Below are 19,982 nucleotides of genomic sequence, written 5' to 3'. Positions count from 1 at the left end.
TTATAAAATCAGACTTATTTTCCCGTGAGGTCGTAAACTATCAAGTTTTAGTGTCACTTTCTTTTCTTGTATGATAATTTCATTATCATTCACAACAAATTTGTAATCGATAACCCCAACGAAACAGTCGAGCACATCACGTTTTGTTCGATAGGTAGAGAAATTGCATCTGACACTCACTTCATTACCTTCTTGGCTTTTGATCCTTACATTGTGGATGTTCCTTACCGTTTTTGAATGTGGATATTCTACATGTGCTTCTTTTTTCAATAATCTTTTCGCTCTCTCTTCTAATCGAGCTCGGTTATCGTCTATATAAAAAATTGATTTTGCTGGATCTGCATCAGGATTGCCAAGTGGTGGGACTTGGTAAATACCATCTATTGAAAATAATGCGGCCCACTCTTCCAATTGCCATTCATCGAGAAGTTCTGCCTCATGATATAGAAAGTCCGTAATTTCTTGACGTGTAATTGTCATATCAAGGCCTCCTCTTTCGCTTCTACTTTCGTTATTACTTTATTCCATTGCCTCCAAAAACTACGCATTTGCTCTTCGTCCGTAGCATGTGGTTGTTCTCTGTTCATTCCTTTGGATATATCATTCCATTGAACTTCTTTATTGTTCAGGTAACCTTCCTGACACAGTTCAAGTGCTTCATTATCATCCGGAGTAGCAAAGCCGCCTGGCCCTAGGAATTCAAGGAAATTATCGTTTCTTCTACGTCTAAATTTGTCACTTTCGCCTACAGGTGCTAGTGAATAACCAGTAACCTCCATATAATCGGGTTCAACCGGATAATAAGTCCGAGCAGTAACAGCCATGATGTCGTTAATCACTAAGTTAGGGAATATCAAGATGTTGCGATTATAGTCTGAAATTCTTTCAGCTCTTTCCTCACCGAATCTTTCAACTAACTTATTCTTAAGTTCGTTTATTTCTTCTTTATCTTCTTCTTCCCAAGCTCCTGTCCAATAGGCGACTGGCCTTCCCCAAGGGGCTTTGTATTCAATAACTGCATGGCCGTTTCCTAGGTCTTTGCCCGTACCTTCAAGGACTACTTTTTTCACATTAGGATCCTGTGCCGCTTTAATATCAAAGTAGGTTTTATGTGTCGGCATCCCATGATACAGATCGACACTGTTTTCAGAGATTAACTTCCAGTTTGCACGTACGCTGTATTCCTGTGGATCATCTAGAACTTCCATTCCTAATTCTGATTGATCGGCAACTAGGTCAATGTATTCTTTTGCATTTCCGAGATAGTCTTCTAAGGAGATGGCTTCATTATCAAAGTTTACAAACATGAAACCTCGGTAACTTTCAAGTCGTTTAACCTGTGTCATGTTTTTGTCGCCATCACAGTTAAATGAATCTGGAAAACCATCTTTTCCTGGCATTCCAACTAATGTTCCATCATTCTTAAAACTCCAAGCGTGGTAGAAACATCTAAATACTTTCGTGTTTCCTTCACTTTCTCGGCTTATTAAAGCGCCACGGTGCGGACATGAATTATATAGCGTCCTGATAATCCCGTCGCTGCCACGTGTGAATAGCAAGTTTCTTCCGCCAATTTTCCTTCTCTTAAAATCTCCATTTTTCGGTAGTTCTGTTTCATGTCCAATATACAACCAACACTTACTAAAGATTTCATCTCTTTCTGATTCCAAAATTTCAGGGTCTGTAAAAACGCTGCGGTGGACTGCAAATTCACATTCTTGTTTGTCTTCACGAATATAACTCTTCATTAAATTTCCTCCTAGGTATAAATCGTATTTAAACTTTAGAGAGTACAATTCAACAGCTTTTGCTAACGGGGATACTAAATTGATTCACCCATCTACGAATCAAATGGTCTACCTTTAAAACTCTGACTTCACCAATGATACGAATCACTTGCCCCTAGATGAATTTCGCTCTATCTGTAGCTGAAATTCTATTTGATCTGCAACTTCTTCTATAAGAAGTGTTACATCTATATTGAACTTCTTTTTCTCCTCGCATAGAAAACGCTTACAAATATCCTCTATGTAAATACTTGGATTCCCCTCAGTACTTTGAGGACACTTCCGTTAACTATCAATATAGATTTTCATCGGCAATGCTTAAATCTTGATTGACACTGGTCTCACACCTTCCCATTCATAATCTCACCGCTTTTTAGCTAGCCCTTATCTAAGTAATTTTGAAAGTTTATGTATACTTTTGTCCAATTACCAAAGGATTAGCGACATCATTTTGCTAGCGCGAGAGCTCATTAAATAGTCTGTATATTTGACTTACTCTTAGTATATGGACTACTCTGACTAAAGACCAATCGAATATTTTTTGTGTTTTAAGTCTTTTTTAAGATATTTTCTATACATCATTTCTAGGGAAGAAGTGATTTCACAAGAATGGGTGATGCGTGAGAGGTTAAGTGTAGAGGGATAAAGTCAACTTGCATGTGCCTTTGTAATTGATATAATAAGGTAATACGGTTCCATAAAATTCCCCGGAATGCATTTATTGGCGAAAATACAAACTTAGGGTCTTTTAGACCGGATTTGAGTTTGATTTCAGAATACACCAATTTACATTATGCTCTTATGATTCTATTATTTAAAAGGAGTGATTGATTAATATGGACCAAACTCAATTAGAGACTTTCCTGGCAATTGCTGAACATAAAAGCTACTCAAAAGCGGCGAAACTATTAAACGTCACCCAACCTACAATAACCGCGAGAATAAAAAACTTAGAAAATGAACTGCTTTGTCAATTATTCGAAAGAGTGGGAAGAGACATTATTTTATCCAGAGAAGGAATTGTTTTCTTCGAATATGCCACAAGCATATTAACTTATATATACCATTCAAAAGAAGTGACCAGCTCCTCCAAATACCCCAACATAAGAATAGGATTTTCACCAGGTTATTCATATTCATTCATCATAGAACTATTATCTTCCATCATAACCATTGAAAATTTGGGCATAAAAATTATTGAGGGGGAAAATTCCAATACTTTAAATCAGCAAATCTTATCTGGTGAAATGGACCTCGTTTTCACTAGAAATGTTTTGTCACATAAACCTGAAGTTGTCTCTGAATATCTATTCGATAATAAATTAGTTGTTATCATCGGGAAAAACCACCCCCTTGCCAATAAGGAAGTGATCACTCTTGATGATTTAGAAAATGAAACATTGATAAGTTATCAACGTAATTCCCCCCTTTGGACAGAAATTGAACAACAACTAATCGGTATCCCCAATATAAAACGTATTGAAGTTGATAATAATGAAATGTTAAAAACAATAGTCGAAAATGGTTTAGGGATTGGGATTACACCATCACTAGGAGTCGACGCATTGAATGAAAGCGCTTTAATTGTGAAGCATATTAAAGAAATTGGAAATATCCCAAATGATGTCTATGTACAATATAGAAAGAACTCAGTAATTGCAAAGCCTATTAAACAAATCATATATTCAATTATTAATCATGAATTGAATAAAACCACGTTAGTTTAATGGACATAGTATCGTTGAAATGAATGCAAAAAAATAGAATCAGCCATTCCCACATGGCTGATTCTAGTATTTTTACTGCAAAATATGTTGTTGGAGACTTCACCTACTCGGATGAATATTATCTACACCAAACTATATATGTTGATCAAACGAATACGGGAATCCACTAAAAAGTCACGAAACAAGTGAATGAATTAGATTCTATGCTAATACCGCTTCGGTGCTTTGTGAATGCCTCCGAGAGCACTGAAAAAGTCCGATTCCCTTCAATCCCGTTGATTTCCGTTCCGAGCGGACGCTTTCCGCGGGCACGGCTTCAGCCTCCTCGTCACTGCGTTCCTGTGGGGTCTTCAGCCAGGGAAGAGTGAACTTCTTTCTCTTCCTAGCTGTTCCCGCTGGAGTCGCCGCTCTCCACTACAATCAACTAGTTCTTATTATAATAAAGATCTTTTTCAGTGGCCTCAATGCCTCCTGCGATAGTCAAGAAAGAAGACTAGGAAGGGATTGAACTGCATACTGTAGTGAGTCTTTCTTCAATGAAATTAGTTTCAATTAGTAATCACATTATAATCTCAGTTCATACATCTCAATTTCATTTTCAATAATGGAAAACTCCAGCGCAGGCGCGTCAAGGGGTAGCCGAAGCCATGAGACTGGATGCGAAGCGTTAATCCAGGCTCATGGCCAGAGGCATCCCCAAAGCGCCAAGCGATCTATAATCCATACTCTGAATTACAACTCACTCTCAATAATGTGCACCTAGAGCGGCTCAGCAGACTCTACAGGGTTTTTTATTCAACATATAGAGTACCCATCATTTCCACTTCGTATGAAATGCCCCTTTTTCATCAATACGCTCATACGTGTGCGCACCAAAATAATCACGTTGCGCTTGAAGTAAGTTCGCATTTGATTGACCCGTTCGATAGCTGTCATAATACGTAAGTGAAGCACTTAGTGATGGGAACGACATTCCTGACATGACGCTCTCCGCTAAAACTTTCCTCAAACCTGTTTGATATTCTTTCGTCTTTTTCACAAAGTATGGGGCAACCAATAAATTAGCAATTCCCGCATGTGCATCCTCATAAGCTTCGCTGATTGTGTTTAAAAATTCAGCGCGTATAATACAGCCGCCGCGAAAAATTAGAGCGATGTCTTTTAATGGTAAATTCCAATCATTCAGTTCTGAAGTCTTTTTGTATTGCGTAAACCCTTGCGCATACGCACAAATTTTCCCCATATACAAAGCTTGGCGTACATTTTCAACCCACACTTCTTTATCCAACTCTTCATTTCCTTGTGCTGGGCCTGCTAACACACTTTCGGCATACACTCGTTCCTCTTTTGAATGGGATAGATAGCGCGCGAATAGCGATTCCGTAATAATTGATACGGGAATCCCATTATCGATTGCTTGTATACTCGTCCACTTTCCTGTCCCATTTTGGCCTGTTTTATCAAGAATCATGTCGACAAGCGGCAATCCTGTTTTGGCATCTTTTTTCCTTAGTATATCTGCAGTGATTTCAATTAAATAACTTTTTAATTCTCCTTGATTCCACGTTTCGAAAAAGTCTGCGATTTCATCTAAAGGAAGCTGTAGTCGTCTTCTTAAAAACGTATATGCCTCAGCAATGAGTTGCATATCCGCATACTCAATCCCGTTGTGCACCATTTTCACAAAATGGCCTGCCCCTTTTGGACCGATGTAAACGCAGCAAGGGTCCCCTTCCACTTGGGCAGCAATTTTGGTTAGAATCGGTGCCACTTTTTCATATACTTCTTCGATGCCACCAGGCATAAGTGATGGACCTTTTAAAGCCCCTTCTTCCCCGCCGGAAACACCGATTCCTAAATAGTCGATTCCAATGGCCTTTAATTCATCAAATCTGCGTGCTGTGTCCATATAATTTGAATTGCCGCCGTCCATGATGATATCGCCTGAATCTAACAGTGGAATCAGTGAAGAAATGACTGTATCGACCACTTTACCCGCTGTCACCATTAGAAAGATTTTTCGTGGCGATTGTAGAGATTGTACAAAATGCTGAAGCTCATAATAGGGATGAATTTGTTCGTTTTCACTTTTTTGTATAAGTTGATCTGTTAAATCCCTAGTGTAATTATAAACCGCTACATCTTCACCTTTGCTTGCCATGTTTAACGCGATACTGCTGCCCATCACGCCAAGACCCATAACGCCAATTGTATGATTCATCAATTTTCGACTCCTTATTTATCAAGTTTCGGTAAGTTTCTTTGATAATTCGCGATACTTTCATATTCATTTCCTAAAACCCTAGAGACATTAATGAATATCGGTAAAAGCTTCACGTATTCTTCTACAGCAGATTCTACTGGTGTGTGACGATTTGTACTGCCTATCATGTCAGATACAACGTCAAATGAATCGATTTTACCTGTTGCATATAATCCTAAGATACAAGCGCCCAGACATGAGCTTTCATAACTTTCTGGAACAATCACTTCCATGTCAAATATATCTGCCATCATTTGGCGCCATGTAGCTGATCTTGCGAAGCCGCCTGTAGCTTGAATTTTCGTTACAGGCTCGTCCATAACTTCTAGTAAGGCTAAAAACACGGTGTACAGATTGTATAAAACGCCTTCAAGAGCTGCCCGAATCATATGCTCTTTCTTATGCGACATTGTTAGTCCAAAAAATGAGCCCCGCACATCTGGATTCCATAAGGGTGCACGTTCGCCAGCTAGATAAGGATGAAATAACAACCCATCCGATCCTGGTCTGACTCGTTCGGCAATCTTGGTTAACACTTCGTAAGGATCAATGCCAAGCCTTTTTGCGGTTTCTACTTCTGATGCTGCAAATTCATCTCTAATCCAGCGAAGAATCATTCCGCCATTGTTGACTGGCCCACCAATTACCCAGTGTTTTTCCGTGAGCGCATAACAGAATATCCGACCTTTGTCGTCTGTTTGAGGCCGGTCAATAACTGTTCGGATTGCGCCGCTCGTACCGATTGTCACTGCGACTTCTCCCTTACCGATTGCATTCACACCTATATTGGAGAGCACTCCATCACTTGCGCCAATGACGAAAGGGGTTTGTGGATTAATGCCCATTTTTCTTGCTATTTCATAATTACAGTTGTTAAAAATCTCAGTAGTCGGGACTAGTTCAGATAACTGCTCCCGCGTGACACCCGCGATTCCCAACGCTTCTTCATCCCAATCGAGTGCTCGTAGATTCAACATGCCCATCGCTGAAGCTAAAGAGTGATCCACAACATAGCGATTAAAGAACTTTTTAAAGATGTATTCTTTTATGCCAATATACTTTTTTGCTTTTAACGCAATTTCTGGACGATCATGTACAATCCAAGCAATTTTACTTAACGGGGACATTGGGTGAATCGGTGTCCCCGTCCGTTTGTACACTTCATGACCATTTAGTTCTTCTTTTATTTTCCGTGTCCACGCTTCACTTCGATTATCCGCCCAAGTGATACATTGCGTCAGTGGCTGATTATTTTCATCCATCGCTATCACGCTATGCATCGCGCTGCTGAATGAAATGAACAATAATTTTTCCGGAGGAATGTGGGAATGTTTCATTATAGTTGAGATTGCCTTCAACACGGCTTGATAGATTTCTTCAGGATCCTGTTCAGCTGTAGAGATATCTGGCGTGTAAAGTGGATAACCGATATTCTCTGTTTGGATGATGTCACCTTTTTCGGTGAATAAAACCGCTTTCGTACTTGTCGTACCTATATCTAAACCTAACATATAATTCGTCATTTTTTTTGCTCCCTTCCTTTGGTGAGCAATTGTTGCGACATCCAAAGGTCTTCTACTTCATTTTGAACATTATCGAAGTTTTGATGCAATGCTTGAATCATGATAGCTCTGTCTTTTGTATGTATGGCTTCAATATAAAGCGCATGATTTGTTAAGATCCGTGAAAAATCATCGTCTTTTTCGCTTAATCGCGCCCGCATCGATAAAAGAATTAAGCTTTCCATCACAGGTTTCGTATTATTCCAAATCAGTTGGATGTAAGAATGGTCGATTGAACGAATAATCGTTTCATGGAAGAGTACATCTTGATAGGAGAACTCATCCGCATCTTTGTATTTAATGGCAACTTCCATCATTTCGAGTATTTTACTTAAGTCACTTACCAATTCACTTGTGTCTATTTGTGCTATCCGTTCATAAACGAACGTTTCTATGAGCAAACGAACATCATAAAACTCCTTAATGTCTCGCTCTGACAAACCAACTACAACCGCACCCATTCTTTCCAATCGTATAATGTTTTCAGAAGCCAATATCTTTAGGGCTTCGCGGATTGGAGATCGACTTACTTCAAATTCTAATGCCAACTTGTTTTCTGATAAAACGGTCCCCTTTTCAATTATGCCCGAAATAATCCGCATGCGAAGTTCACATGCTAAACGGACGCCTGTAGAAGCGCTCGTATTCCATTTTACAGGGTATAGAGTCTCTTGGGATTCACTCATCATTTCACTTCCTTGCTAGAAATTCCACATACTTGTATACAAGTATGATAGTATACATATAAGGATATGTAAACGTCTTTGCCTTATTTTAAGACAATAAAATCTAAACACTTTTCAGTTCTATTTTTATAAAGCTGTTTCAATAATTGTTGTCATTAACTCCGTACCCGTATACAGATAAAGAAATTCATCCTCATAAAAAACTGCCCGCATAAGTCGAAGTATTTCCAACTCAAGGGGCAGTCCTTTATGAACTTAAAATATTTGATTATCAGTTAGACAAATAGGCTTAAAAGTAAAACGAAACCAAGTCCAGTTACTGAGATAACCGTTTCTAGCACTGTCCATGTTGCAAATGTTTCCTTCATCGTTAAACCAAATGACTCTTTAACAATCCAGAAACCAGTATCGTTAACGTGTGAGGCGATGATACTACCCGCACCTGTTGCTAATACCATTAGTTCCAAATTGACATCCGTGCCCGCCATCATTGGAATCACGAGTCCAGCTGTTGTTAGTGCCGCAACTGTTGCTGAACCTTGAGCAATTCTAATGACTGCAGCGATAAGCCAAGCTAATACCAACGGTGAAATTGCACTACCTTCAAAGAGGACTGCGACATAATCACCAACGCCTCCGTTGATCAACACTTGCTTAAGCGCACCACCGGCACCAAGAATCAGTAACATCATACCGATTGCCCGAACCGCAGTTTCTGCAGATTCCATAAGATCTTTCATTGGAATTTTTCGCGCGATACCCATTGTGTAGATTGCCAGTAATACTGACAGCAACATAACAGTAGTAGGAGATCCAATCATAGTCACTAGATCAAAAAACACGTTTGCAGTTCCACTTTCATCTTGTACTAATTTAACAATAGTTGAAAATGCCATTAAAATAACTGGGAATAGCGCTGTAAATGCACTGATTCCAAATCCTGGTGTATCTTCTAGTTTAAATTGTTTTGTTTCACCGATTGAAGCGATACTACCGCTTGTACTATCTTTATTAAAAGCATTTGGTACAAACTTCTTCGCGAATTTTGTAAATATCGGACCTGCAATTATAACGATTGGAATTGCAATGATAAAACCATAAAGCAATACCAATCCTACGTTTGCTCCAAACTCATTGGCAATAACTGTAGGACCTGGATGTGGCGGTAAAAATGCATGTGTTGCTGAAAGTGCTGCCGCCATTGGAAGCCCTAAGTATAGAAATGGTACATTTATTTGTTTAGAAATTTGATAAACGATAGGTATTAATAACACAAGGCCAACTTCAAAGAACAACGCAATTCCTAGGATGAAGGAAGCGGTAACAACAGCCCATTGAATATACTTCAATCCGAATTTATCAATCAATGTCATTGCAATACGTTGAGCACCGCCTGAATCGGCGATAAGTTTACCAAGGATTGCCCCTAGTCCGAAGACTAACGCAATACTACCTAACGTTCCTCCCATACCACTTTCAATTGATTTTACAATCTCATTGATTGGCATACCTAATGCTAAAGCAATTAGGAATGAAACTACTACTAATGAAATAAATGTGTTTACATTAAATTTCATGATTAATACGAGTAAAACAATAATCCCTAATGCGACGATTAATAATGGCATAATTTTCTCCCTCTGATAAGTATAGAATCTTCCCAAACAATGTTTGTACTATTCTATAGTTGATCTCTTTTATTGGTTGATATAGCTATCTGTGCTTTTAATTATGATTCCATGAAGTAAACCGATTTATCTACCTAAGTTAATACTTCTTGCAAATTAAATCAACTAGATCCTCTTGCCATTAACGTTGGTTGTAACCGGTGGATCTCCGGTTCCCCTTGTTCTTTTTCATTTATTTGCTTCATGAGTAATTTGACAGCCAGATTAGCCATTTCAATCATCGGTTGTGAAATGGTTGTGATTGAAGGCGTGTAAAAACTGGCAAATGGTACGTCATCTATCCCGATAACAGCTACATCTTCTGGTATTTTTAAATTATGCTGTTTTATGAATTTCAATACTTCCATGAGTACGAAATCATTTCCTGCTAATATTGCCTCAGGTGGTGCTTCAAGCTCGAACAATTCTTCGAGTGCTGAAGAAATTGCATCCGAGTCAGCAGTCTTCACATAATCTGTGTTGATATTCAATTGATGATGCGCTAGCGCACTTTTATATCCTTGAATACGTTCAATCCGAGGACTTATATTTCTAATAATTGACGTAGTGACAATGGCGATTTTGTCGTAACCGCTTTCAACGAATTGACTTACAGCCAATTCCGCCGCTTTTTCATTATCGAGCAAAACAGTTTCAATCCCTAAATCAGGGATTGTTCTGTCCATAAAAACAAGTGGAAAACCGGACTTTTTCATCCTCTTATACAAGTCGATATTTCCGCCTGTTGGAAATATAATAATTCCATCCACTTGCTTTGCCAAAAGCATATCGATATATTCTTTTTCCTTATCTGGTTCATCATCCGCATTACAGACGATGATATGAAAACCATTTTCATAGAACTTGTTTTCAATCGCACGGATAATATGAGTTGAGAACGAGTGAAGAATATTAGCGACAATGACTCCCACAGTAAATGTAGATTTCTGTGTTAGACTGCGCGCGACACTGTTCGGGCGATAATCCAATTCTTCGACTGCGACTTCTATTCGTTCTCTTGTAAGCTCACTCATATACTCATAGCGTTTATTTAAAAATTGAGAAACTGTACTTTTAGATACCCCTGCTAATTTTGCTACATCTGCTATTGTAATATTCTTCAATTTATCCAACTCCATTTTCTAACTACACACCATTATACACCGGAGTAGGCCATGAAGCCTCCATCTATTTGAATTGTTGTGCCTGTAACAAAACCGGAACACGATTCATCAACAAGAAACAGTAATGCGCCAAGCAAATCTTCAGGTTTACCGAATCGTTTCATCGGTGTAGCTGCAATAATTTTACTTGAACGTGCAGTATGGCTACCGTCTTCATTGAGTAGCAAGTCACGATTCTGGGTTGTTAGGAAAAAACCAGGTGCAATCGCGTTTACTCTCAATCCAGTTTCCGCAAAGTGGACAGACAGCCACATCGTAAAGTTATTAATGGATGCTTTTGCTGCACTGTACGCTGGCACTTTCGTCAACGGGGTATATGAACTCATTGATGACAGATTGACGATTGAAGGTGTTTCTGATTTCAATAGTTCTTTTCCGAATACTTGTGTTGCTAGGAACGTACCCGTGAAATTTGTAGCAAATACATTCGTAAAGCCTGACTCATCCAAGTCGAAAAAAGATTGTCCTTCCGAATGTTCATCATAGCTCTCCGGATCGGTTACAGCATCTGGATGATTGCCACCCGCTCCGTTAATGAGCATATCAATACGACCAAATTGTTCCACGATTTTCGATTTTGCCTGTTCCAGAGACGTTCTGTCTAATACATCCGCTTCCACTGCAAGCGCTATGCCACCAGCTTGTTGAATGCTGTCAACGACTTCCTGTCCTGTTTCGACATTGCGATTCAAAATCGCCACTTTAACGCCTTGGCGCGCTAATTCACGCGCCATTTCTGAACATAAAACTCCACTTCCACCTGTAATAACGGCTACCCGTCCATTGAGTAAGTCATGAATTGGAATCATGATTCACCATTCGCTTTTTTCGTTTCATATGCGTCCCATAATCCGAGCAAATACATGATGCCTAAAGCACGGTCATACAACCCGTAACCCGGTCGGCAAACTTCTCCCCAAATATGGCGGCCATGATCCGGTCTGACGTATCCGTCGTAGTTTTGCTTATGCAACTCTTCTACAACACCTTTGACGTCAATTGATCCATCTTGCGTATAATGAGATGTTTCTACGAAATCACCGTTGTCATAAATTTTCACATTACGGATATGCGAGAATGGAGCACGTGATGCGTATTTTTTCGCGACTTGAACCATATCGTTCTCCGGATTTGCGCCCATTGAGCCCGTACACATTGTAAATGCGTTTGACTCGGAGTCAGAAATGGCAATCAGTCTTTCGTAACTTTCTGGACCTGTCATAATGCGTGGCAGACCGAAAATCGACCAAGGTGGATCATCCGGGTGAATCGCCATTTTTATGCCGCAAGCTTCTGCAACAGGTAGGATTTCTTTTAAGAAAATCTCAAGATTTCCCCATAGTTGCTCTTCGTCCACTTGTTTGTAAGCTTCGAAAAGTTCATTAATCTTATCTAATTTCTCCGGTTCCCATCCAGGAAGCGTCAAATCGGAAGCTTCACTTACAGTACGGATCAATTCTTTCGGATCAAGCCCGTCCACTTTTGCTTTTTCATAGAATAACGCAGTAGATCCATCTTCTAATGGATGGAACATTTCCGTACGCGTCCAGTCAAATATAGGCATGAAGTTATAACAGATGACTTTAACGCCAAATTCTGAAAGATTGCGGATCGTCTCTTTATAGTTTTCAATGTATTTATCGCGATCTTCATTGCCAATTTTGATGGCTTCATGGACGTTTACACTTTCAACGACGTCCGCGTGGAAACCGAATGATTTAATATAATCGACTTCTTCTTTTATATCTTCTTTTTTCCAAACTTCTCCAGCAGGCACTTGGTGCAACGCCCATACGATACCTTTTGTTCCAGGGATCTGTCTGATGTGATCGAGTGTGACCGTGTCATTGTCTCTTCCGTACCAACGAAATGTGATATTCATCATGCCACTCCTTTTATTGTGCAATTTTGTTTATATATTCTTTACTCAGTTCCACTACTGCTTCGTACCCGCCCGATTTGTATGCTTTGTTCAAATCGCTGCCGATCCCCACAGCTACTGCGCCTGCTGCAAGCCAATCATTCATATTATCCAGACCGATGCCACCTGTTGGCATAATCTTCACTTGCGGCAATGGTCCGTTCACAGATTTGATAAATGAAGGGTCAAAGCCGTTTGCTGGGAATAGTTTCAATACATCACAACCAGATTCAAGCGCTTTTACCATTTCACGGATTGTCATACAACCTGGGAAATAAGGAATGCCGTAGCGGTTGCAAATGCGTGCAACATCCTCATTAAAGTGAGGACTGACGACAAACTTTGCACCGGCTAAAATGGCATGACGCGCAGTTTCAGGGTCTAACACTGTTCCTGCCCCTAAAAGCATGTCTTCATGCTGCAATTCCTCAAACACTTTTTGAACATTCGGCGTCGTATACGTCAATTCGATTGCCCGAATTCCGCCTTCAGCAGCCGCTTTTGACAACTGGATGGCTTCCTCAGCATCACTCCCGCGAATGACTGCTACGACCTTAGATGCCGCTATTTGTGCATGCGTCTCAAACTTTGACATGATTGTATAGCCTCCCTTAATCGAATACAATAACAGCTTTGCGAACTTTGTCTGGATTATTCTCAACAAAAGTAAATGCTTCTTGCACATCTTTAAGTTCAAAAGTATGTGTGATCAATCCGTCATGACGAAGTTTTCCTGCGTTTAAAAATTCAACAACTTTTGGCATTTGATTCGTTTGCAATCTAGATCCAACAATTGTGATTTCTTTTTTCGTAATTAATAATTGCGGAATTTGAGCTGGTCTTTCATCGAAACCAAGCACAACAACCGTTCCAGCAGGAGAAACTACTTCAATCCCCAGTTGAAATGTCATTGGTAGACAAACTGCATCGATGACAACGTTCGCCCCTTCGCCTTTTGTCCACTCTTTCACGCGTTCTTTCACATCTTCCGATCCTACTTGAACCGTAACATCCGCTCCACTTTCCCGCGCAAATGCCAGACGTTCCTCGCTCAAGTCTGACATCATAACAGATGCACCTTGTAGTTTGGCGAATTTCAGTATACATATACCAATCGGTCCCGCTCCTTGGATCAGAACCGTATCTCCTGGTCCCACTTGACCTCTCCAAGTTGCTTGAGCACCAATTGTGTATGGTTCTGCCATAACAGCTTCGTTCCAATCTAGCGTCGAATCGACTGCGTGGAGTTGCTTTTCAGGAAGAACGAAATACTCTCTCATTCCACCGTCTTCATGAACTCCGAACACCGACAACTGTTCACATACATTCGGACGCCCTTTACGACATGCGTAACATTCGCCGCAGTAGCTAATCGGTTCTACGACTATATGGTCCCCTACTTTGAGTGTTGTTACATCTGTTCCTATTTCCACCACTTCGCCCGTCACTTCATGGCCAACAACACGCGGCAATGTCGCAAGCGGATTCGTTCCGTGGTAAATATGCATATCCGATCCACAAATTCCGACGCGCTTCGTTTTCACCAGTACATCCGTTGCAGAAACGATTTTAGGTTGTTCGACTTCATTGATGACAAGGTCATGCGCTTTTCTGACTTGAACAGCTTTCATCTTGTTCACCTTACCTTTCGATACCTTTTTCTTGTCTGACGAATGGCAATAGCTCTTCCAAGTAAGGAAGTCCTTCATTGTCTCCGGATACTGTCGTAACAAGAGCCCCGACGCCATTTGCAAGTTCCAATCTTTCTTCTGGAGAGAACCCATTCAAATACGCATAAATATAACCTGCATCGTACCCGTCACCTGCACCTACTGTGTCCACAGGATTGACTTTAAATGCAGCCTTTTCATACCAAGTACCCTCTGTAAGAATTCTTGAACCGTTTGCACCGTCTTTTATCACAAATTGACTTATTTTAAAACGCTCTGCACAAGCGACCAGCGCTTCATCAGAAGATTCTCCAATAATCAATTCAATTTCATCAAGCCCAGTCAGTAGAATATCAACATACGGGAATACTTTCAATAATGTCGCTCTCGCCTCTTCAATAGTCCACATTTTCAACCGTAGATTCGGGTCGAATGACACCGGAATCCCAATTTCTTTTGCAGTTTTAAGCACTTGTATTACTATTTCGAAGTTTTTTGGATCTATCGATAAAAACACGCCCGTAAGATGGACCACATCAATACCTTCAAACATGTCTTTCGTAATATCTTCTGGTTTCATCGTCAGTATTGGTGACTGATGGCGGTAATAAAACGTCTTCCCTGAACCGTCTTCTTGGATTTCTTTAAAGTTCAACGAAGTAGGATACCCTTCCATCAGCTCGACATTAGACACATCGACACCTTCACCGCGTACAAAATTATAAATGACTCGTCCAAACTCGTCTTTCCCTAAACGGCTCACCCATTTTGATTTCAGGCCAAGGCGAGCACATCCAATTGCAAAATTCAATTCTGCCCCGCCTACTTTGCGAGAAAAATTTGATACAAATCGTAAAGGGCCTGTATCGGCCGGATTCATCGTAATAAGACCATCACCAAGTGTCAAAACACTAAATTTTGAAGTCACGTAATTCCTCCTCTTCTACCATTTCTGGTAGTTATCATCCATACAATTATTTCTATAAATCGGTTTAGTAAAACGGTTTAGTAAATTATACAATGAAAAGGCTTTCACATTCAAGTATTAGTATTTAGTATTTGACTAAAAATTAAACATTCTTCTTTTACTCTAGCTTGCGCGTCCTTTTAGGATCTGACATTAGGTCAATTTCGGATGAATACGCCCTTAGTGATTACCAAAGTTAACCAGCAGATAAATGGAACGCACAAGGTGCTACATGTAGATTCGTTTTCGGATTGCTTTAGATTGAACAACTTCTATACCATTATCGAGTTTTTTTAATTAGTAGGGATGCGACTTCGTCGCATCCCTACTAGTTTTTTCGTTAATCGTATGGTGGTTGTTCATCCGTCGCTCTCCAAATTCACTGGTACAAGTTATGCCGAAGCTTTTCGGAACGATTGAATTGTTTGCTTCTCACCTGGAAAGGTGCGGCCAAAGATACAATTTTGGCCGCGCTAACCTTCTACTATAGTAATTAATTTTCATTTAAGAGATGTGTCACTTTCTTATAGAGTAAAGCAGAGAATGCAGTATACGACGTACTAGAGTGCCCGAAATTTCATCTTCGGGCACTTATACTCTTTATAAAGAGTAATCTATTCTTTTCTTTCAAAGCATCTGCATTTTTCACTTGGATATTGTAGGAACGCGACAGGCGATTAATCACAACAAGCAATACCTGCCCCACGGTTTAGGTGTAGTGATTAATTCGCCGAAAGCGGTTCGGAAATAATCATGTGAAAAATGGCGATTCTCAAACTTTTCTCGCCAACATTTAGTATACTAACATCTAATTCTTGCACTCTAAAATACTTTTTAAAGTTTTTTAAAAAAGAGGTTTAACTTAAATGTAGCCGGGTATAATTAGATTACAAGGCAGAACTTCCGGAGGATGAACCCGGTAGACGAGTAACCTACAGGTGATTCTAACGATGAACTGCACAGCCTTGGCGGGAAATTTGCTTTACTGGCGATGTTTCACTTTTTCAGAACCGAGTATGTGGGTTCCAAGCTAATGTGTTGACCAAGCAGTAAGCGTTATGTTTTTTGTTTAAAGTGCAATTAGATACTGACTTCAATAAAACAGATCGCTTACCGAACATCTTGCGACTGCATGGCCGAATGGCTAATTGAGTCAGACCCGTCAAACTGCACGGACGAGTTTTGCGTACTAATCGTCAGTAATAACAGTTTGTGTAATTAAAAAACTATCAAATTTTCCGAGTGCACCCCTTTTTATTAGGGAATGGAAAAAGCATGAACCTCTTAGTTTGAGGGTCATGCTTTTTCTTTGTGGGGACAAACAATAATCTGCGAAATGGTTGGTAAGACGCCGCTTTGTTGGTCCCTTCTTTATAAGTAATAGTGGTAATTCACATAATGTACTAGTGCCGCCGAATAATATTTAATCTTCCAAGTTTGCAACAGTAATAATTTCCATTACCTGCGTAACAAGCAATTAATGATTTTTTAAACTCACACGATAGTTTGTACCTAACACTAATTTATAAAATAATCTTTAGCTATTGGGCTAATAATGGCAAAATCCCCTCCATTTTGTATAGGCTTCTGCATGAGAATCGACCGGCTTGTAACGAGTATTGAATACTTAACCTATTGCTTTACAAGAATGCCTCCTGCTTTCATACATATCTGAAGTCCTTTTGAATTTAAAGCGCTTTTAAATCTGAGTTCAACAATTCCTAACCGCTTTAATCCTCCCATTTAATTTTGTTAATTCTTTCTTAACTAAGTTATATGCAAACTCAATAACGGTATAGAACAACGGGACCTATCACTTAAGTTTATATGAGCGTTTCGCATTATCATTTGTGCCCCAATTCCATGTAGGATAAAATAGTCGATACCTATTTAATGCCGTTATTTTTTTAATTGATTAGGTTTCGCTTTTAAGAACGAGCAATTTTTCATCTTCACCATTCACAACTGAAAGCTCGGTTATCATTTTCCCCTCATTATCCGGAATTGTTAGCATTATGAAGATTAATGACGGGATAGCAAAAGCTATGTTTACCATGATCCCTGCAGATGCTGCCAATTCCATGTTACCGGTTGCTACGATTGCACCATAAACAGCTGTTGAAATCGCTATACCAAATGAAAAGCCAAGTGAGCTAGACATTTTATAAATACCTGAAGCAACGCCAACTTTATCCCCTGGAGTATTTACCACAGCGGTATCCATAGAAGGAGTTGCGTATAAACCAAGTCCAATACCTGAAAGCATGAAACCAAGGAAGACTGTGATTATATAAGCTGAGTCAGGTAAGAATGTTAACGCTGTTAAACTAATCCCAAGGGGAGTTATGATTGAAGCTGCAATCATTGGTTTTCTAGCCCCTATTTTTTGCATCATTTTCTCACCTACACGAATCATTATGAGCACAGCAACTAAGTTACCAATCGTTAATAAACCTGTTTGAAATGCTGTAAACCCTCTTGCCAATTGCACATACGTATTTGCAACCACAACAGTTCCACCGATCGCGCTTTGTAAAAAATTTGAGGTTACTGCTCCGGTATATGCTTTTGATTTGAATAAGGAAAATTCAATGAATTTACTCTTTTTCTTCATTTCAACTAGAAAGAATATTACGGTTCCAATTATAGTTACACTTATTAAAGTAATCGTAAGCGGACTCGTCCAACCAAACTCATGTCCACGTGTAATTGTTAAATTTAGTGCCAGCATAATGAAAATAAAGATGAGAAGGCCAGCAAAATCAAATTTTGAATGGCTTTTTTGTTCAGCTTTACTTTCTGGTATGTCTTTTAATAGGTACATCGCAATTAATGAGATAACAATGGATAGGACAAAAATATATCTCCACCCCAAATACGTAGCAATGGCACCACCTACTAAAGCACAAGCACTGGCTCCACCCCATGAACCGAATGACCAATAACTAAGCGCACGTTGCCTGTCTTCCCCATCAAAATATGATTTAACTAAAGCAATGGTTGCAGGCATAATACATGCTGCAGAAATACCCTGAATGATACGCCCAACGATTAAAAGTGGAGCATTTTGTGCTAGAACAAGGCATAAAGAGCCAATAATACTTAAAAGCAATCCTAAAAAAGTCAGTTTCTTACGCCCTGTTCTATCTGAAATTCCACCAGCAGCAACAATAAACATACCTGAAAATAAGGAAGTTATACTAATAGCGATATTTAGAGTTCCTAATGATATACCTAAGTCTGCTTGAATTGCGGGAATAATATTTACCATTGACGAAGCAAACAACCAAAATGTGAGGACGGCCAATACGATTCCAATAATCATTTTATTTGAACCTTTCTTCCCTACCTCCATTGTGAACCTCCTATAATTTCGTCTTAGTCCTTATTTCCATAATTATCCGCGAAGATACCCTAAATTGTTTCTTCAGAAATAAAGCGCTTTCGACAACTTACTATGGAGAAATATTTAAATTCCATGTTTACCCACAATTTTCTTTATCCAGGTTTATCTTTTAAGGTTAACGACCCGCCTAATTCGTAAACGTTACGGCTTACTGAAACGAGTTCACAATGCAAACTAATGATAGTTGAAACGGGTAAGCCTAGGAATCACCAAGTGGTAAATGCGGTCCGTGTTGTTCCGTTGACCCTACAGGTAAAATAAGTATTCTTTCCTTGGTACTAGCTTCGTATTCTATCCACGTCATTTGCTGTTCCTCTCCTATCCATAAGTTACTATTTGATGAAGACACCACTTGGAGTGCTCACCTTAACTTGGCGGAACCTATCATGTCGGTATACTTCAAACCAATCCCTAGAAAATCCTCTACAGTACTATCCACCGCTTTCATTTCTAATTGCAGAATCCACTGAACTCCCTTCTTAACGGTATTGCAACCGCTCACAATACCTTTCCCAATTTATTTTCTACTTCTTAGAAACCTGGCTATATACGTTAAATACACTGTATAAAAAAAACTTAAGAAAACCCCATCTTTCTAGACTCGGTATAATGGGATTAGCACTTAACCATTCACAGACCAAAAGGATGCACATTTACTAACAGGATTAAATAAAGTTGATCGACCTATTCGGAAGAATCGGGTAATTTCACTTTGATTACAATTTCAGAATTTTCTGTTTTATAGATCACTTATTTATTAAGATACAGCTCGCTACCTCTTTTGACAATTGGAAGGTTGAGCTAATCTTTATTGGTAACAAAATACTTTTATATGCCCGATGCACAACAGAAAAAAGCACTATTTTAAAGCCTCAATACTCCGTCCCAAAAAGGTACCTTTGCAAGATCGCTTACGTAATTCATCAACAATAAATGTATCTAAATCGCATTATTCAACATAATACTGCGCCGGAATCTAATTATGCACTATTTACTCCTGATAGAGGGCCTCATTTATTAACGGTAAGTTAACACGCCGCTTTGTTAGACTCTTCTTCTAAGTGATAGTGGTGATTTACATAATGTACTAGTAACGCAAAATAATATTTAATCTTCCAAGTTTGCAATAGTGGTAATTTTCA

General features: G+C 39.4%; 15 protein-coding genes. 1 reads left to right on the top strand and 14 read right to left on the bottom strand.

Features of this window, described 5'->3' with window-relative positions; genetic code table 11:
- Both AC1TO6_RS05270 and AC1TO6_RS05265 read right to left on the bottom strand, forming a co-directional pair.
- A complete protein-coding gene (locus AC1TO6_RS05270) occupies positions 1 to 480 on the bottom strand; it encodes an aromatic-ring-hydroxylating dioxygenase subunit beta (RefSeq protein WP_482100552.1) in 480 nt (159 codons plus the stop codon).
- Positions 477 to 1,748, bottom strand: a complete 1,272-nt coding sequence (locus tag AC1TO6_RS05265) for an aromatic ring-hydroxylating oxygenase subunit alpha (protein WP_482100551.1) — start codon at positions 1,746 to 1,748, stop codon at positions 477 to 479. The genes AC1TO6_RS05270 and AC1TO6_RS05265 overlap by 4 nt, the downstream gene beginning before the upstream one ends.
- Positions 1,749 to 2,623: 875 nt before the next feature.
- Between AC1TO6_RS05265 and AC1TO6_RS05260 the strand changes: the two genes are divergently transcribed.
- The gene (locus AC1TO6_RS05260) at positions 2,624 to 3,514 is read left to right on the top strand and encodes a LysR family transcriptional regulator (protein WP_482100550.1); all 891 of its coding nucleotides are present in this window, start codon (positions 2,624 to 2,626) and stop codon (positions 3,512 to 3,514) included.
- 814 nt (positions 3,515 to 4,328) lie between these two features.
- Here the strand turns inward: AC1TO6_RS05260 and gnd are convergent.
- The 12 genes from gnd to AC1TO6_RS05200 form a co-directional block, all read right to left on the bottom strand.
- Entirely contained in the window at positions 4,329 to 5,735 is a 1,407-nt protein-coding gene (gene gnd, locus AC1TO6_RS05255; protein WP_482100549.1) for a decarboxylating NADP(+)-dependent phosphogluconate dehydrogenase, read from the bottom strand.
- Positions 5,736 to 5,749: 14 nt separating this feature from the next.
- Positions 5,750 to 7,300, bottom strand: a complete 1,551-nt coding sequence (gene gntK / locus AC1TO6_RS05250; RefSeq protein ID WP_482100548.1) for a gluconokinase — start codon at positions 7,298 to 7,300, stop codon at positions 5,750 to 5,752.
- Positions 7,297 to 8,025 carry a GntR family transcriptional regulator gene (locus AC1TO6_RS05245; protein ID WP_482100547.1) on the bottom strand — a complete coding sequence of 243 codons (729 nt, stop codon included), beginning with the start codon at positions 8,023 to 8,025 and terminating at the stop codon, positions 7,297 to 7,299. The genes gntK and AC1TO6_RS05245 overlap by 4 nt, the downstream gene beginning before the upstream one ends.
- A 275-nt stretch (positions 8,026 to 8,300) precedes the next feature.
- Positions 8,301 to 9,653, bottom strand: a complete 1,353-nt coding sequence (locus AC1TO6_RS05240) for a gluconate:H+ symporter (RefSeq protein ID WP_482100546.1) — start codon at positions 9,651 to 9,653, stop codon at positions 8,301 to 8,303.
- A gap of 161 nt (positions 9,654 to 9,814) precedes the next feature.
- Positions 9,815 to 10,816, bottom strand: a complete 1,002-nt coding sequence (locus AC1TO6_RS05235; protein ID WP_482100545.1) for a LacI family DNA-binding transcriptional regulator — start codon at positions 10,814 to 10,816, stop codon at positions 9,815 to 9,817.
- A 32-nt stretch (positions 10,817 to 10,848) separates the two neighbouring features.
- Positions 10,849 to 11,685 carry an SDR family oxidoreductase gene (locus AC1TO6_RS05230; RefSeq protein WP_482100544.1) on the bottom strand — a complete coding sequence of 279 codons (837 nt, stop codon included), beginning with the start codon at positions 11,683 to 11,685 and terminating at the stop codon, positions 10,849 to 10,851.
- Positions 11,682 to 12,758, bottom strand: a complete 1,077-nt coding sequence (gene uxuA / locus AC1TO6_RS05225; RefSeq protein ID WP_482100543.1) for a mannonate dehydratase — start codon at positions 12,756 to 12,758, stop codon at positions 11,682 to 11,684. Before uxuA ends, AC1TO6_RS05230 begins: the two co-directional genes overlap by 4 nt.
- A gap of 13 nt (positions 12,759 to 12,771) precedes the next feature.
- On the bottom strand, positions 12,772 to 13,392 hold the full coding sequence (locus AC1TO6_RS05220) for a bifunctional 2-keto-4-hydroxyglutarate aldolase/2-keto-3-deoxy-6-phosphogluconate aldolase (RefSeq protein ID WP_482100542.1): 621 nt from the start codon (positions 13,390 to 13,392) through the stop codon (positions 12,772 to 12,774).
- A 16-nt stretch (positions 13,393 to 13,408) separates the two neighbouring features.
- Positions 13,409 to 14,428, bottom strand: coding sequence for a zinc-binding alcohol dehydrogenase family protein (locus tag AC1TO6_RS05215; RefSeq protein ID WP_482100541.1), 1,020 nt, complete (start codon positions 14,426 to 14,428; stop codon positions 13,409 to 13,411).
- Positions 14,429 to 14,438: 10 nt separating this feature from the next.
- On the bottom strand, positions 14,439 to 15,395 hold the full coding sequence (locus tag AC1TO6_RS05210; RefSeq protein ID WP_482100540.1) for a sugar kinase: 957 nt from the start codon (positions 15,393 to 15,395) through the stop codon (positions 14,439 to 14,441).
- Positions 15,396 to 17,349: 1,954 nt separating this feature from the next.
- The gene (locus tag AC1TO6_RS05205; RefSeq protein ID WP_482100539.1) at positions 17,350 to 18,789 is read right to left on the bottom strand and encodes an MFS transporter; all 1,440 of its coding nucleotides are present in this window, start codon (positions 18,787 to 18,789) and stop codon (positions 17,350 to 17,352) included.
- 250 nt (positions 18,790 to 19,039) lie between these two features.
- The gene (locus tag AC1TO6_RS05200) at positions 19,040 to 19,144 is read right to left on the bottom strand and encodes a creatininase family protein (RefSeq protein ID WP_482100538.1); all 105 of its coding nucleotides are present in this window, start codon (positions 19,142 to 19,144) and stop codon (positions 19,040 to 19,042) included.
- Between the last annotated feature and the right edge of the window lie 838 nt (positions 19,145 to 19,982).

It is taken from the genome of Sporosarcina sp. Y352 (assembly GCF_056786535.1).
The sequence above is the reverse complement of the archived record's forward strand: the minus strand, read 5'-3'. Positions and strand labels throughout refer to the sequence as shown.

Bases quoted from the DNA above. Each gene is read 5' to 3' on its own strand.
- AC1TO6_RS05270 (WP_482100552.1), bottom strand. From the start codon at position 480: ATGACAATTACACGTCAAGAAATTACGGACTTTCTATATCATGAGGCA.
- AC1TO6_RS05265 (WP_482100551.1), bottom strand. From the start codon at position 1,748: ATGAAGAGTTATATTCGTGAAGACAAACAAGAATGTGAATTTGCAGTC.
- AC1TO6_RS05260 (WP_482100550.1), top strand. From the start codon at position 2,624: ATGGACCAAACTCAATTAGAGACTTTCCTGGCAATTGCTGAACATAAA.
- gnd (WP_482100549.1), bottom strand. From the start codon at position 5,735: ATGAATCATACAATTGGCGTTATGGGTCTTGGCGTGATGGGCAGCAGT.
- gntK (WP_482100548.1), bottom strand. From the start codon at position 7,300: ATGACGAATTATATGTTAGGTTTAGATATAGGTACGACAAGTACGAAA.
- AC1TO6_RS05245 (WP_482100547.1), bottom strand. From the start codon at position 8,025: ATGAGTGAATCCCAAGAGACTCTATACCCTGTAAAATGGAATACGAGC.
- AC1TO6_RS05240 (WP_482100546.1), bottom strand. From the start codon at position 9,653: ATGCCATTATTAATCGTCGCATTAGGGATTATTGTTTTACTCGTATTA.
- AC1TO6_RS05230 (WP_482100544.1), bottom strand. From the start codon at position 11,685: ATGATTCCAATTCATGACTTACTCAATGGACGGGTAGCCGTTATTACA.
- uxuA (WP_482100543.1), bottom strand. From the start codon at position 12,758: ATGAATATCACATTTCGTTGGTACGGAAGAGACAATGACACGGTCACA.
- AC1TO6_RS05220 (WP_482100542.1), bottom strand. From the start codon at position 13,392: ATGTCAAAGTTTGAGACGCATGCACAAATAGCGGCATCTAAGGTCGTA.
- AC1TO6_RS05215 (WP_482100541.1), bottom strand. From the start codon at position 14,428: ATGAAAGCTGTTCAAGTCAGAAAAGCGCATGACCTTGTCATCAATGAA.
- AC1TO6_RS05205 (WP_482100539.1), bottom strand. From the start codon at position 18,789: ATGGAGGTAGGGAAGAAAGGTTCAAATAAAATGATTATTGGAATCGTA.
- AC1TO6_RS05200 (WP_482100538.1), bottom strand. From the start codon at position 19,144: ATGACGTGGATAGAATACGAAGCTAGTACCAAGGAAAGAATACTTATT.